Below are 14,591 nucleotides of genomic sequence, written 5' to 3'. Positions count from 1 at the left end.
TCCGGCTCGCTAGCACGGGCCGGGCAAAACGGGGACATATGGCGGCGCAGATCGATACCCTCTCCACAGGCGACAACCATGACGGGCTTGTCCGTCGCCTGATTTCCCGCTGGCGGGACGATCCGAGCGCGACCTATCGGAGTTGGTTCCTCTGGGACGAGCGGTTGAAGAACTTCCGTTCGATCCGGCGCGGAATCACCCAGGTGGTCGGCGAGATCGAGCGCGGCACGTTCGGCGTCGCCTATCGGGGATCATCGCTCGAAACCGTCGTCCACTCCGTCGCCGAACAGCGGCAAATCTTCAAAGGCGCGGATCACGCCTTTTTGTGGAAGCCTAAGCTCCGCATCCCCGACATTTACGAGAGCTCGGAGAACCAACGCGCGTTCGGCCGGCTGCTCGACGCCTGTTCGTGCTGCGATACGGCCGAGGAGATCATCGGCCATATCCACGCGATCGACCGCTTGAAGATCAAGGGGCTCGGGCCAGCGGTCGCGAACCTCCTCTACTTCCTTCATCCGACGCTTGTGCCGCCCTTCAACACTGCGATCGTGAAGGGCTACAACGCGCTGACCGGAGCAAACGTCAAGCTGGGGAGCTGGGAGCACTTCCTGGCGATGCGAACCGGCATCCTCGACCTGAACGACCGGCATCGCGACCTGCTGTCGAACGACCTTGGCGCGATCGGGGGCTTGTTGTTCGATGTAGGGTCCGACCGCTACCCCGCCCCTCCGCTCGACGGGAGCGGAACGGCGTTGACGACGTGGGGCCAGCGGCTTGAGGCGGCCCGCGAGGAAGCGCGCACGCTCAGCAAGGCCGCGATGGCGCAGGGGGAGAACGAGCGCACCCATGCCGAGATCCAGGCGTGGCTTCGCGATCTAGGGCTGGCGCTCGGCTACGACGTGTGGATTGCGGCGAACGATCGCAGCCGGTCCTTCAACGGATCGGCCTTGGGAGCCGGATGCCTTGAGCGCCTGCCCGACACGATTGCGACCTCGAAGGGCGCGGACTCCATCCGGTTGATTGACGTGTTGTGGCTTGAGCGGGACGGCGATCACGTCGCGGCGGCGTTCGAGGTGGAGCATTCGACGTCGATCTATTCGGGCATCGTCAGGATGCTCGATCTAGCGCTCAGCGGCAGCGACCTTCACGCGACCGCGGGGCTGTTCCTTGTCGCGCCCGACGCGCGCGAGGCGGACGTTCGCGCGCAGTTGCAGCGGCCCGCGTTCAGCCGCGTCGCCGACCTCGACATATCCTACCTCCCCTATGGCGAGCTGGAGAAGAACCGCGAGGCGATCGGCCGGTTCGGATCGGGGCTGAAAGCGATAAAGGCGATCGCCAGCAAGCTCGCATAAGCCGCCCTCGCTAAGGGGTAAGATCGGGGGCCACGTATCCTCTAGCAGTAGAGGAGAACCGCCGTGACGATGCCTTCCCCGGTTCCCTGGCTCGATCCGCTGTTGATCGTTTGGTTCGTGCTGACCGCGCTGTCCGTCGCCTACGTCGCGTGGAATGCGTTCACCCGCAATCCCGAGCTGAAGGTGATGAAGTGGGGCTGGCTGTTGGTCACGCTCTATGGCGGCCCGGTGATGGCGGCGGCCTATGTCCTGTCGTGCCAGGAGCCGGCGACGCAGCGGCACGAGAACTTCGTTCGGCCGCTTTGGAAGCAGGCGTTCGGCTCCTCGATCCATTGCATAGCCGGCGACGCCACCGGCATCATCGTGGCGGCGGCGCTCACGACCGCGCTCGGCCTGCCGATGTGGCAGGATGTGATCGCAGAATATGTTTTCGGCTTCGGCTTCGGCCTTCTCATCTTCCAGGCGCTGTTCATGCGCGACATGGCGGGCGGCTCCTATTGGGGAGCGCTTCGCGCGTCCTTCATCCCCGAATGGTTGTCGATGAATGCGGTCATGGCCGGGATGATTCCGACGATGGTGGTGTTGATGAGCCGGGACATGGCGGCGATGCACGCCAGCTCGCTTCGCTTCTGGGGCGTGATGTCGCTCGCCACGCTCGTCGGCTTCGCTGTCGCCTACCCGGTCAACCTATGGCTCGTCGGTGTCCGCTTGAAGCACGGCATGGGCACGGTGCGTGCGCTCGGGCATGGCGGGCACGACATGGCGGCCGAAAAGGCCGGCGCCGCCCCCATGCCCGGAATGGAACATGGGACGATGGCCGGCATGGCAGGTATGGCCGATGGTCCAAGCGCGACGTCGGCGCAGATCGTCGCGATGGCCGTGCTGACGCTGCTCGCGCTTGGCGCCGGGATCATCGTGGCGACGATCGGAGGCCGTTGGACGATGTGACGACGCTCTTCCGGCGCGCTCGACAAGGGATCGAGCGCTGCGCCGCGTATCTACAAATGGGCGGGGCCAATGGAAGGACGAACGATGCACCATCAGATGAGCGCCGAGATGCAGGAGTGCATGGACGCCTGCCACCAATGCCATGTGACCTGCCTGTCGATGGCAGTGAACCATTGCTTGGAAGCAGGCGGCCGCCACGCCGAGCCGCAGCACATCAAGATCATGCTCGACTGCGCGCAGATATGCTCGGTCGCGCTGGACTTCATGGCCCGCGGCTCCGAGCATCACCGTCATATCTGCCGCGAGTGCGCCGAGATTTGCCGTGCGTGCGCGCAGAGCTGCCAGGGGCTCGACGGCATGGAGGATTGTGTCCAAGCCTGCCTGCGTTGTGCCGAGGCGTGCGAGAAGATGGCGGTCTGACCACCCGCTAGCGCGGGCGGTCGGCCGCCCGCGCACCGGGCGCCGCGTTGCTAGTGCCCCATCCGCGCGATCACGTCGAACAGCTCGCCAGTAAACTTCGTCAGCAGCTCGACCGCGGCGCTCCCGAACACGATCAGGCAGACGCCCAGGGCGATGAGCTTGGGGACGAAACTCAGCGTCTGTTCGCTGATCGAGGTGGCGGCCTGAATGATGCTGATAATCAGCCCGACGATCATCATCGGCACGAGCAGCACCACGCAGATCAGGCCGACCACGACCAGCATCCTGCCCGTCTCGTCGAGAAGGAGGGATTGATCCATCAGGCGCAAGCGCCTGTCGGGCCGGGGAACGCGAGGGCTCCCCGGACGCGCATCACATCGCCGAGGCAGGCGGGGAGAGCGTGCCCAGCCAGGCAACGAGCCCGAGGATCGCAACGACGCAGGCCGTCTCGATCGCGAGGCTTGTCCGCAGCGCGCCGAGTGCGCGCCCATGATCGGAAGCGGCGATCGACCGCTCGAATGCCGGCGTCAGCCGGAAACGGTTGAGCGAGGCGAGACCCAGCATGGCGACGAACAGCGCCAGCTTGGCGAGGAGGAGCTGACCATAGAGGGTCGCCGCGAGCGCGGTGACGTTGCCGATCCCGACCAGCATCCAACCGTTGACCAGGCCGGTGACGACGATCGTGCCGACCACAACCGTTCCCACTGTCCCGAACCCATGGAGCGCGCGGTGCGTCAGCCCGAGATGCGCCGCGTCAACGCGTGCGGCAGGCCGGGAGACGAGAAGGATCAATCCAAGCAGCGCGCCGACCCAGGCACCCGAGGCGATCAGGTGGAGAATATCAGCGGCAAGATGGACCCAGCCCATCGCGGCCTCGTCCATTGCCCCGTGCCCCGTCCATGCCAGCGTCCCGAGCGCGACAGCCGAGCATAGGGCGACGATGCCCAGCCAAGCGTCCCGACCACCGGCGAGCATGGCGGCCAGTGCCGCCAGGGCGAGCACGACCATTCGGAGCTTCCAGGCCACCCCGATCGCTGACCCCGTGAGTAGGGCGCCGACCGCTTCTTGGTCGACCGGCCAAGCTGGCGTTCCCGCCATCGAGGAGGCCATCAGCACGACCCAAACGGCCGAAAAGATGAGGGCGAGCGCCGCGCTCACGACGAGCCACGGGCGCAACGCGAGCGCGTCGCCGCGCTCGCCTGCCCGCAGCCCATAGAGGCCGAATGCGGAAAGGCCAAACAGCGCCGCCAGCGTCAGGTAAAGCGCAAAGCGGACACCGATCAGCCACCAGTCCCCCATCGCCTTACTTCACTGTGAAGGTATAAGTACCGGCGATCTTGTGCGTGTCGGTCGAGACGACATTCCAGGCGACATTGTAGCGCCCCGAGTGGAGCGGCGCCTTCGGTGTGACGACGAGGGTCTTGCCATCGGAGGCAAGTGCTGCGGTGCTGGCGATCTTCATCTCCGGCATACCGGGCATGGCGGCCATGATCAGATCAGCCTTGGAGAAGGCTGGCACGAGCTTTTCGCTGAAACGCAGCTCGAGGCGAGCGGGCTTGGCGACCGTCGCGTTAGCGGCCGGGCTGGCGGAAACCAGTTTGGGATGCGCGTAGGCTGTGCCGGCGAACGTTAGAGCGGCAGCAGCAGCAGTCAGAACAGATAAGCGACGCATAGAGGGGCCTTTCAACAGGAGGTTCCTGTCCTTCATTACGCGCCCCGTTCGACCATCCCTCAAAGACATTTGGTGAGGGATGAGAGCAGCGCTTGCGTAATCCATGCTAAGGGGACGGAGTGAACGACATGAACGACCTCGACGCAGTATTGACGAGGCTGGCGCGGGCCCCGGTGCCCGCGAGCCTCGATGGAATCGAAGCCAGGGTGCTCGCGCGCATTGCTGCGCGACCAGCCGCTCGCACCGGCATGGGCCTGGGGGCCATGACGATCGCGTTTGCGCTCGTCATGGGGATTGTCGGCGCGGGCGTGCCGGCAAATGAGGCTAGCGCGGCCTCGACGCTATCTCCGCTCGGACCAGTATCGCCGCTCGCGCCCTCGACCTTGCTCGTCGGCGCGCCATGAGCGGCCGCACCCGCTTGGTACTCTGCGTCATCTCGTGCTTCATCGCCGCGATCGGCGGTGTGTTCGTCGGACGGGCGCTGCTCCCGCCGAAAGCACAGCCTGGGGCAGAATTGCACGACGTGCTGCATCACAAGCTGGCGCTGGACGCAAACCAGCAGGCTCGCCTTGAGGTGTTGGAACAGCGGTTTGCGGTGCAGCGTCGCGCCTTCGAGCTTGAGTTGAGAGCCGATAATGCAAGGCTGGCGGAGGCGATCGAAGCCGAGCACGGCAACGGCCCCCGCGTCGCCGCGGCGGTCGATCGCAGCCACGCGGTCATGGGCGAGCTACAGAAGGCGACGCTCGCGCACATATTTGCCATGCGAGAGCTTCTCCGGCCCAATCAGACTGGGCAGTTCGACCAGGCGGTGGTGAAGGCGCTCACCGACGACGCCCGGTGAGTTCTGGCGAGTGAGCTTCGATTGGACGGCACTTTCCGAGGGTGAGCTTGCGACGCTCAGCATCGCGGGGCGGGAAGCCGCCTTCGCCGAGATCATGCGCCGTCATCGCCAATCCGTTTTCCGCGTGGTGCGAGCCTGCGTCGGTGAAACCGACGAGGCGCTGGACCTGCTACAGGAAACTTTTGTCGCAGCCCATCAAGCCATGCCTCGCTACGATGGCCAGCGTTCGATGCGTGCGTGGCTGTCCACGATCGCGATCAACAAGTGCCGCGATTGGGGACGTAAGCGGACGGTTCGCCGTTTCCTGTCGTTCGCGACACCGATCGGCCCCGAGGCCGAGGCGGTTGTTGACGACCAGGTGGGGGCCGATGATGCGACCGGCGATCGGCAGGAGTTGGACCGTGTGACACGGGCCATCGCCGGCCTTCCTGCCACGCTGAAGGAGCCTTTGGTGTTGCGAACCATCGAAGGGCTTAGCCAAGCTGAGACCGCGGCCGTTCTATCGATTAGCGAAAAGGCGGTGGAAACGCGCCTCTACCGTGCCCGTCAGAAACTAGCGGCATCGCTAATGTAAGGCGATTGCCGCAGTCCTCTGACGGAATCAGGCGGCGCGAGGGATGCGTGGTCGATCTGCGTATTCCGGATATGGGGGATACACAGGACGCGCGTCGCGACGACGGCAAGTCGGTTAACTCTGGGCGCGATGACCCGGAGCCGGATCATGGTGCCTTTGTGGCGATGGATGCCATGCGCGGCGCGCTCGCGATCATCGTCGCGTTCGCGCATGCATGGTATCTGTTGATTGAAGATTATTCCGGCCAAACATCGGTCTTGGCTGCAGCCGCGTATTTTCTCGCTGGCTATGCACATGCAAGCGTCATCCTGTTTTTTGTTTTGAGCGGCTATTGGATCACTCGCAGCGTCGAGCGCCGGGTCGTGGTGGGCTGGCGATGGCCGAATTACCTGATCGACCGGCTCGCCCGGCTGCTGGTGGTCCTGTTGCCCGCGCTGGCGATCGGCGGTGTGCTCGACGCGATTGCCCTTGTTGGCATCGAGTCAACAACACACAGCGGTGCGACCGATACCTACGTGCTCCGCAGGAACGTCGGTGATGCGCTCAGTTGGCGCGTATTGCTCGGCAATATCTTTTTCTTGCAAGGCATTGTGGTCGCACCATTCGGCACAAATGGTCCGCTTTGGAGTCTGGCCTACGAGTTCTGGTTCTATATCTGGTTTCCGGCCATCATCGTTAGCTGGCGCACACGCCGTATTTCACCGTTTCTACTGGCGATCGGCCTTGCGTGGATCGTACCGCATATGGTGATCGGCTTTGGCTGCTGGCTTTGCGGTGCCGCGCTTTACCGGGCAACTCGTGCGCGAACCGATGAGGACCGCCGCCCCCCGCTTCGCGGCATCTGGTTGAGCGTTGCCAGCGCCGCCCTGATCTTGATGCTGATCGCTGTACGAATTATCGGCCTGGCATATCTGGAATTGGCGCTGGCAGCGACGTTCGCGCTTTTTCTCTATGTGCTGCTGCTGGTCGATCCGCCTGCCCCCCGCTGGCTGCAGCCGCTAGCTGCCTATGGCGCGCAGGCCAGCTTCTCGCTTTATGCTCTGCATTTTCCAGTGATCGCGTTCGCGGCGGCTATGCTGCTCAGTTCCGAGCGGATGCCCCCGACCGCAGCCAATATCCTCCTTATGGGAGGAGCGCTCGCATTGGCCATTGTCGTGTGCTGGGTCTTTGCGCGATTCACTGAGAGGCACACAGGGACCGTGCGTTCGTTTTTGACTTCCAGGCTACTCGCCAGTCGCAGCCCCCGTGTCGAGTGACCCGGATGCCGATCAGCGTGCGTCGTTTTTCACAAAGGTTGAGGGCTATGTGAGCGCGTTGCGTATCAAGACTAGATGGACATTTCTGATCGAGAGCTTGAGCATCGCATGGGCCGCACTATCGACCGTCGCCAGGTACTACGCGGCGCCGCCCTAGCGGGCGGCGGGCTGGCGCTTTCAGCTTATATGCCTGCGTGGGCGCAACCCGTCTCCCGCGGCATTGTCAAGCCGCTCCCGACTGTTTCGGGAACCGACATCGCGTTGACGATCGACAGTTTCAAACTTCCCGTCGATGGCAAGTCAACGCCAGCAATCGGCGTCAACGGCACGGTGCCGGCTCCGCTCATCCGCTTAAAGGAGGGGCAGAAGGTTCGCCTTTCCGTCACCAACAACCTCGACGAGGACAGCTCGATCCACTGGCACGGGTTGCTCGTGCCCTTCCCAATGGACGGGGTGCCCGGGATCAGCTTCCCCGGCATCAAGGCGCGCTCGACCTTCGTTTACGAGTTCCCGATCGTGCAGTCGGGCACCTATTGGTATCACAGCCATTCGGGCGAGCAGGAGCAGGAAGGGCTCTACGGGCCGATCGTGATCGACCCGGCAGGTGCCGATCCGATCGCATTCGACCGCGAGCATGTGATCGTGCTGTCCGACCACAGCCAGATGACCGGCGAACAGATTTTCCGCAAGCTAAAGCAGATGGGCGGCGCCTACTTCAACTATCAGCGGCCGACCCTCGCTGGCTTGCTTGCGGGTCGCGAAATGCCCCTCAAGGACCGCATCGACTGGGGCAAGATGCGGATGGACCCCGCCGACATCGCCGACGTCACCGGATCGACCTACACCTTCCTGGTGAATGGCTACGGGCCGTATGACAATTGGACGGGGCTGTTCAAAGCGGGCGAGCGGGTCCGCTTGCGGATCATCAACGCCGCAGCCCAGACCAATTTCAACGTCCGCATTCCCGACCTGCCGATGACCGTCGTGCAGGCCGACGGGCAGAATGTGCGCCCGGTCAAGGTGGACGAATTCCAGATCGGCGTCGCCGAGACCTTCGACGTGATCGTGACGCCCGAGGATCGGGCCTATAGCTTCGTTTCCGAGGCGATCGACCGTTCCGGCATGGGGCGTGCGACGCTTGCTCCGCGTGAAGGCATGATCGCGCCGGTTCCGCCGCTCCGCCCGCGCACGCTGCTAACCATGACCGACATGGGCATGGACATGAGCAGCATGGGCGGGATGCAGGGCATGTCCGGCATGGAGGGCATGTCCGGCATGAAAGATAAAGGGCCGGTCGCGAAGCGCGGGCTCGATCCGACCGTCATGCAGAATGCCTCGCGCAACTTGTGGAAGCTGACCGGCTGGAAGGGACCGACCGATCACGGAACCGTCGCGGTCGGCGCCGCAATGGCGGGGATGTCCGGCATGGACCACAGCCAAATGGGCAGCGCTGCCATGCCGGGGATGGATCACAGCCAGATGGCGGCGGGCGGTGCCGGCATGGATCACGGCCAGATGAGCGGCGGCAGCATGGCCGGCATGGACCATAGCGCGATGCAGGGCGGGTCCGGCCAGGCTGGCGGGATGGCCGGCATGGACCACGGCTCAGGCGGCGGGATGAGCATGAACATGCGCGACCCGAGGAATGCGCCGGGAGTCAAGATGGGACCAGGCGTTCAGACCATCTCGCCCTCCCCCACGGATCGCAGCGGCGAACCTCCCCAAGGGCTGGAGGACGTCGACCACCGCGTCCTTACCTATCGCGACCTCGTTGCGCTTCAGCCCAACCCGGACGTGCGCGCGCCGTCACGTCAGTTCGAGATCCATCTGACGGGCAACATGGAACGCTACATGTGGGGCTTCGACGGTCAGAAGCTCAGCGACCCGGCCGACCCGATCCCGTTCCGCAACGGTGAGCGGGCGCGGATTACGTTGGTGAACGACACGATGATGCCCCACCCGATCCACCTCCACGGCCACTTCTTCGAGCTGGTGACGGGGCACGGCGACCATGCGCCGAGGAAGCACACGGTCAACGTGCCGCCCGGAGGCAAGATGACCTTCGACCTGACCGCCGACGCGCCGGGCGATTGGGCGTTCCACTGCCATAATCTCTATCACATGACCGCGGGCATGATGCGGGTCGTGACGGTTCGGCCGCTTGAAGGAGCGGCGGCATGAGCCGGCTGATAGCGGCGTTCGCCGCCGCCACCATGCTCGGCATGGCAACTCCCGTCGCCGCTCAGTCGATGCAGGGCATGGACCACGGCTCTATGCCGGGGATGACGATGCCGATGCCGGCCAAGAAGAAGCCGGCAGCGAAGCCCGCGACGAAGGGGAAATCGACGAAGGCCCGGCCCGCGGCCGCGAAGCGGAAAGCGGCTCCGGCGAAGCAGAACGCTGCCCCGATCGCCGGTAAGAAGGGTATGGATCATGGGACCATCCCGGGCATGGATCATTCGACCATGCCCGGGATGGACCGGGCCGCCCCGCAGGGCGGCCAGCACGACGTGCAGGCGATGCCGGGGATGCAGATGCCCGCTCAGGGCGCGCAGCAGCCGATGCAAGGCATGGATCATTCGGCCATGCCGGGCATGAACATGCCGGCGGACCAGCGCAGCGGCCACGACATGCCGGGCATGTCCGGGATGGCCGGAATGCCCGGCATGACGATGGAGGGCGTGCAGCAGACCGGGACCGCGCTTGCCGCAGGGAACGAACCGGCCCCGCCCTTTCCGACCGACCATGCAGCCGATAGCGTCTATGGCGCAGACGCGATGGCGATGGGTCGCCACCACCTTCAGCAGCATCACGGTGGTCAGAACTTCAATCAGGTGCTGTTGAACCTTGCCGAGTATCAGTTTCGCAACGGCCGCGACGGCTATCGCTGGGATGGCGAGGCATGGTTCGGCGGGGACATCAATCGCCTGTTCGTCAAAACCGAGGGCGAGGGAGCTTTCCGCGAAGGCCTTGAGAGCGCCGAGGTCCAAGCCCTCTACGGTCGTGCGATCGGCCCTTATTTCAACCTCCAAGCCGGCATCCGTCAGGACCTGGGGCCGTCCCCGAAGCGCACCTATGCGACCGTCGGATTTGAGGGGTTGGCCCCAGGTTGGTTCGAGGTCGAGGGGGCGCTGTTCCTGTCGAATAAGGGTGACGTACTTGGGCGGCTAGAGGGCTATTACGATCAGCGCATCACCCAGCGGCTGATCCTGCAACCGCGCGCCGAGCTCAATTTCGCAGCCCAGGACGTGCCGGAAAATCGGATCGGATCGGGCCTTTCCAATGCCGAGCTGGGGCTTAGGCTTCGCTACGAGGTAAGGCGCGAGTTCGCGCCCTACCTCGGTGTGTCGTGGGATCGCCGGTTCGGCGACACCGCGCGCTTCGCTCGGGCAGAGGGCGACAAAGCCACGTCTCGCAGCATCGTCGCCGGCATCCGCATGTGGTTCTGAGCGGGCCACCGCAGCGTCGCAGTGTTGCCCGCCCGCGCAATAATCCGGCTTTCTGAGGGAGGAAGCAATGGAACGAAACAGACCGGGGACGGTGCGCCGACACCTGCCGAGCGTGTCCTTTGTCGCCCTGATGACGGTTCTAGTCGCCGTGGGCGCAGCCGCCTTCATTTACCTTGGCGTCTATAACGTCGCGGCCGACGAGCCGCATACGCCGGCAGTCTATTCGGTGCTCGAACGCCTGCGCGATCGGTCGATCCAGGCGCACGCGCGAGGCATCACGCCCCCGGCCGACCTTGCGTCGACACAGCGTGTTTCGGTCGGCGCCGGACTTTACGGGGAAATGTGCTCAGGGTGCCATCTCGGTCCCGGAGTCGAGAAATCCGAGATGAGCCAGGGCCTTTACCCCCAGGCGCCGGAACTCGCTCGCGCCCAGGATCTCACGCCGGCGCAGCAATTCTGGATCATCAAGCAAGGCGTGAAGCTCAGCGCCATGCCGGCATGGGGCAAGTCGCATCCCGACTCGCTGATCTGGGACATGGTCGCGTTCGTGCGTAAGCTCCCCGGCATGACGCCCGAGCAGTATCAGGCGCTGGTCGCGAGCGCGCCGGCCGAGCATGACGAGATGATGAAGGACATGCCGGGCATGAAGTGATGCCCGCCAGATGGATTGAGGGAGGTCCGGTTCTGAAAAGCGCAAAGTCGCGGCTGCACCTTCTGGCGAGCCGCACGCACAAATGGCTTGCGATCATCATTGGCGCGCAGCTTCTCCTATGGTTCACGAGCGGCGCTTTGATGAGCTTCTTGCCTATCGCCCGCGTGCATGGCGACCATCTGGTGAGCCGGAAAGCGGTCGCGGTCCTGCCCGGCGGCGTCCCGCTTGCGCCACCATCGGCGATCGCCGCCGCATCGGCCGCGCCGATCGAGGCCGTGACCTATCGCATGTGGCTCGGTCGTCCGGTCGCGGAAGTCGCGAGCGCGAACGGCACGCGTCTCTTCGACGCCAGAACGGGCGCCGCCCTGCCCAGTCCGACCGCGGCTGAAGCAGAGGCGGTCGCGCGCGCTGCTTGGCGCGGCGGCGGGCGACCGGCGGCGGCCGTGGAGCGGATCGAGCGCCCGAGCCCCGAGTATCGCGGCACCCTTCCCGTATGGCGCGTGGCGTTCGCCGACCCCGATTCCACCCGCGTCTTCGTGGCGGCCGACACCGGCCGGATTGTGGCGGTGAGAACGGGGACGTGGCGGCTCTACGATTTCTTCTGGGGCCTCCACATCATGGATTGGCAGAACCACGAGAACTTCAACACGCCCTGGCTGCTCGCCTTCGCGATCGGCGGACTTGCTCTTTGGCTGGGCGGCGCGGTTCTTCTCTACATGCGGTGGCCCAAACGGAAGCGGCGCCGCGTCGCCACCCGCACTGTCTAACGGGAGGGGGGCACGCGGCGAGAGCGGGTTAGCGAGGTTAAGTTTACGCGGCGCGGGAGCACATCCCTCAGAAATAAAGTGCCGTTTCTCGCCATTATCTCGCGCGTTCTAACGACTCGCCTGAGGGGTCGACGCCCCGCACGCGTAGAACCCTTAGGACCCAAGGAGATCGACAATGCGCTTTGCACCGACTTTAGCAGCTTTGGCACTCATCACCACGCCCGCGCTCGCGCAGCAGGGCGGGGGTATGCAGGGCATGAATCACGGCTCCATGCCGGGCATGAACCACGACGACATGTCCAAGATGATGGCGGGCAATCCTTACGGCCAGGCCGAGATGGACATGCATCAGAAGATGATGGCCGCAAAACAGGGCGACGCGGCCGAAATGTGGACCCGCAAGATGATCGAGCATCATCGCGGCGCAATCGCCATGTCGCGCGTCGCAGTTCGGGAAGCGAGCGACGCCGATACGAAGCGCATGGCGCAGATGACGATTACGAAGCAGGAAAAGGACATTGCCGAGCTACAGGCGTGGCTCCGCAAGCATGGCAAGCGCCCGCAGTAAGGCGCTGCCCCGCCCTGTCAGTCCCCCAATCCCCCGACAGGGCGGGGCTAAGCAATCTGGAGCTGACTCTATGAAATCTGGTTTTTGTGGCGCTCTCGCCGCCGTGTTGATGACGATCCCGGCCGTAGCGTCGGCGGCAGCCGACATCGCCATGCATCGCGATCCTGGGTGTGGTTGTTGCGAGAAATGGGCGGCTCAGGTCCGCCAGCAGTTCGGCCGCAAGGTGCAGATCGTCGACGACGCCAATCGAGCCGCCTTTCAGCGCCGCGTAGGCGTCCCGGCTCAGCTTGGGTCCTGCCATACCGCCATTGTCGACGGTATGGCGTTCGAGGGGCACGTTCCCATCGCCGACATGAAGCGCGTGCTGGCACAGCATCCGAAAGGTATGCGCGGCTTGGCAGTTGCGGGAATGCCGCTCGGTTCGCCGGGCATGGAAGTAGCTGGTGTGAAAGGACAACCCTATGACGTTATTGCATTCGGGCCGGGCGGGCGTCGCCTGTATGCTCATCACAACTAATGAGTTCATTGACTTTTAAAGTGTTATAATCGATAAAAATCTCGTGCTGAAACGTCGGCTATCCCTGCTGCTCTTGCTTGGAGCGCTTCTTGGCCTTTTCGGCCAAGGGATGGCGCTTGCCGCTGGGCCGACGCTTGCGCCAACAGTGGAAGCGAGCCACACCATGCCGGCCGGCATGGATTGCTCGGAGATGGCAGTTCCGCAGAAGCAGTCGCCGAAGCAGCCCTGCAAGGGGCTGACGCTTGCGTGCATCGCTCAGATGGGCTGCACCATTCCGATGACCTTTGAGGAGCCGCGGCCCCTGACGGAGCAGGCTTACGCTCCGCGGCTTGCTGCGACCTGGCCCACCTCGCCCGTGCTTGCCGGATTCGACGTTGCTCCCGAACCGGAGCCCCCTACCGTCTGATCTGATCCCGAACGGGTCCTGTTCGTTTCCGGCTAACCGGAAGCGACCTCAGAACCCGTCTGTGCATCTTATCAGAACGGAATTTCTACCATGAAGAAGATCGTTTTTGCGGCGCTCGCCGCTGTCGCCGCCGTGTCTTCCGCGTCGGCTTCGCCGATTAATTCGGAAAATCAGAAGCAGGCCGGGCATTGGGAGTGGCGCTCAGGACCGTCGTATGGCCCGCGGGCGCCGGTGACCGCGCCTCGCCGGGTGTGGGTCGCAGATGCTGCTCAGACCGCGGCGTGCGACTGCGCGATGATGAAGCACGCGTCTGACACTTGCATGTCCATGAGTGGCAGCCACTCCGGTTAATCCGGAGCGCTCGAACAGCCGCAAAGTCCCGGGACGGATTGCCGTATAAGTGCGCCGTCCCGGTTCTGCCGCGATCATGACATGGAGGAATGACGGATGCGCGCATCCTACATGGTGCCGCTGGCGGCGCTCATAACGAGCGCTGCTCATGCGGAACCGCTGACCTACGACCAAGCGGTCCGCCAGGCGGTTGCCAGTGCACCGGGTGCCGCGGCAACACGGGCGGGGATCGCCGCCGCAAGCGCGGACGCACGCGCCGCCGGCAGCCTCCCTGACCCCCGGCTCTCCTTCGGGCTGGACAACTTTCCTGTGTCAGGGCCGCCGGCGTACACGCTCAACGGCGATAGCATGACGATGGGGCGTGTCGGCGTTCAGCAGGACGTGCCCAATCTGGCAAAGCGCCATGCCGCTCAGGCCCAGGCCAGAGCGGCCATAACGACTGCTGAGGCATCACAGGCGTCCAGACTCCGCCAGATCAGGCTCGGCGCAGGATCGGCATGGGTCGACCTCGCTTATGCCGAGCGTCGCCTTCGAGCCATGGACGAAGCGCTTGGCGCGCTTCGCGCGCTGCCGGCTGCAGCCCGAACGGCTGCAGCCTCGGGAGCAGCAAGGCCAGCACAGACTCTGGCAGTGGATCAGGCGATCGCCACCTTGGAGGATCGCAGGGCTGAACTGGTTTCGGCGGTTGCTCGCGCCCGCGCCATGTTAACGCGGTGGACCGGGGTCCAGGCGCCTGAAACGGCCGGCGACGTTCCGGCGCTGGACCTTGCGCCTGCCACGCTGCGGGCGGCGTTCGATCGACACCCCGACATTCTTGC

17 protein-coding genes and 1 pseudogene are annotated in these 14,591 nt (G+C 64.6%); 15 read left to right on the top strand and 3 right to left on the bottom strand.

All coding sequences use genetic code 11. From position 1 onward, the window contains the following. The first annotated feature begins 38 nt into the window (after positions 1–38). From ABC347_RS17935 to ABC347_RS17925, 3 genes are all read left to right on the top strand, one after another. Positions 39–1,352, top strand: coding sequence for a type II restriction endonuclease (locus tag ABC347_RS17935; protein WP_413247164.1), 1,314 nt, complete (start codon positions 39–41; stop codon positions 1,350–1,352). 69 nt (positions 1,353–1,421) lie between these two features. Then, the gene (locus tag ABC347_RS17930) at positions 1,422–2,300 is read left to right on the top strand and encodes a DUF4396 domain-containing protein (RefSeq protein ID WP_413247212.1); all 879 of its coding nucleotides are present in this window, start codon (positions 1,422–1,424) and stop codon (positions 2,298–2,300) included. A 96-nt stretch (positions 2,301–2,396) separates the two neighbouring features. Then, positions 2,397–2,720 carry a four-helix bundle copper-binding protein gene (locus ABC347_RS17925; RefSeq protein WP_413247163.1) on the top strand — a complete coding sequence of 108 codons (324 nt, stop codon included), beginning with the start codon at positions 2,397–2,399 and terminating at the stop codon, positions 2,718–2,720. Positions 2,721–2,770: 50 nt separating this feature from the next. Here the strand turns inward: ABC347_RS17925 and ABC347_RS17920 are convergent, their stop codons facing one another. From ABC347_RS17920 to copC, 3 genes are all read right to left on the bottom strand, one after another. Next, complete coding sequence (locus ABC347_RS17920; protein WP_413247162.1) at positions 2,771–3,004, bottom strand: flagellar biosynthetic protein FliQ; 234 nt, start codon at positions 3,002–3,004, stop codon at positions 2,771–2,773. Between the two features lie 88 nt (positions 3,005–3,092). Next, positions 3,093–4,019: a copper homeostasis membrane protein CopD gene (gene copD / locus ABC347_RS17915; RefSeq protein ID WP_413247161.1), complete on the bottom strand. Its 927-nt coding sequence runs from the start codon at positions 4,017–4,019 to the stop codon at positions 3,093–3,095. A gap of 4 nt (positions 4,020–4,023) precedes the next feature. Continuing rightward, positions 4,024–4,392, bottom strand: coding sequence for a copper homeostasis periplasmic binding protein CopC (gene copC, locus ABC347_RS17910; RefSeq protein WP_066782016.1), 369 nt, complete (start codon positions 4,390–4,392; stop codon positions 4,024–4,026). Positions 4,393–4,520: 128 nt separating this feature from the next. Between copC and ABC347_RS17905 the strand changes: the two genes are divergently transcribed. The 12 genes and pseudogenes from ABC347_RS17905 to ABC347_RS17850 form a co-directional block, all read left to right on the top strand. Next, entirely contained in the window at positions 4,521–4,796 is a 276-nt protein-coding gene (locus tag ABC347_RS17905) for a hypothetical protein (RefSeq protein WP_413247160.1), read from the top strand. Next, a complete protein-coding gene (locus ABC347_RS17900; protein ID WP_413247159.1) occupies positions 4,793–5,233 on the top strand; it encodes a periplasmic heavy metal sensor in 441 nt (146 codons plus the stop codon). The genes ABC347_RS17905 and ABC347_RS17900 overlap by 4 nt, the downstream gene beginning before the upstream one ends. A gap of 10 nt (positions 5,234–5,243) precedes the next feature. After that, positions 5,244–5,807 carry an RNA polymerase sigma factor gene (locus tag ABC347_RS17895; protein WP_066782013.1) on the top strand — a complete coding sequence of 188 codons (564 nt, stop codon included), beginning with the start codon at positions 5,244–5,246 and terminating at the stop codon, positions 5,805–5,807. Between the two features lie 47 nt (positions 5,808–5,854). Further along, entirely contained in the window at positions 5,855–7,063 is a 1,209-nt protein-coding gene (locus ABC347_RS17890; protein WP_413247158.1) for an acyltransferase family protein, read from the top strand. A 108-nt stretch (positions 7,064–7,171) separates the two neighbouring features. Continuing rightward, a complete protein-coding gene (locus tag ABC347_RS17885; RefSeq protein ID WP_413247211.1) occupies positions 7,172–9,244 on the top strand; it encodes a copper resistance system multicopper oxidase in 2,073 nt (690 codons plus the stop codon). Beyond that, positions 9,241–10,512, top strand: coding sequence for a copper resistance protein B (locus ABC347_RS17880; protein WP_413247157.1), 1,272 nt, complete (start codon positions 9,241–9,243; stop codon positions 10,510–10,512). Before ABC347_RS17885 ends, ABC347_RS17880 begins: the two co-directional genes overlap by 4 nt. Before the next feature lie 112 nt (positions 10,513–10,624). Next, on the top strand, positions 10,625–11,164 hold the full coding sequence (locus tag ABC347_RS17875) for a c-type cytochrome (RefSeq protein WP_413247156.1): 540 nt from the start codon (positions 10,625–10,627) through the stop codon (positions 11,162–11,164). Continuing rightward, entirely contained in the window at positions 11,164–11,931 is a 768-nt protein-coding gene (locus tag ABC347_RS17870) for a PepSY domain-containing protein (RefSeq protein ID WP_413247155.1), read from the top strand. The genes ABC347_RS17875 and ABC347_RS17870 overlap by 1 nt, the downstream gene beginning before the upstream one ends. A gap of 175 nt (positions 11,932–12,106) precedes the next feature. Then, positions 12,107–12,499 (top strand): DUF305 domain-containing protein, encoded by a 393-nt coding sequence (locus ABC347_RS17865; RefSeq protein ID WP_413247154.1) that lies wholly within the window; start codon positions 12,107–12,109, stop codon positions 12,497–12,499. A gap of 109 nt (positions 12,500–12,608) precedes the next feature. Next, complete coding sequence (locus ABC347_RS17860) at positions 12,609–13,016, top strand: DUF411 domain-containing protein (protein WP_413247210.1); 408 nt, start codon at positions 12,609–12,611, stop codon at positions 13,014–13,016. 43 nt (positions 13,017–13,059) lie between these two features. Continuing rightward, positions 13,060–13,422 (top strand): hypothetical protein, encoded by a 363-nt coding sequence (locus ABC347_RS17855; protein ID WP_413247153.1) that lies wholly within the window; start codon positions 13,060–13,062, stop codon positions 13,420–13,422. Positions 13,423–13,869: 447 nt separating this feature from the next. After that, positions 13,870–14,591: pseudogene (locus ABC347_RS17850) on the top strand (TolC family protein); the annotation flags it as partial.

This window comes from Sphingomonas canaveralia (assembly GCF_047238125.1).
Lineage (GTDB): Bacteria > Pseudomonadota > Alphaproteobacteria > Sphingomonadales > Sphingomonadaceae > JBDFMH01.
This window is presented reverse-complemented; position numbering and strand designations above follow the sequence as displayed.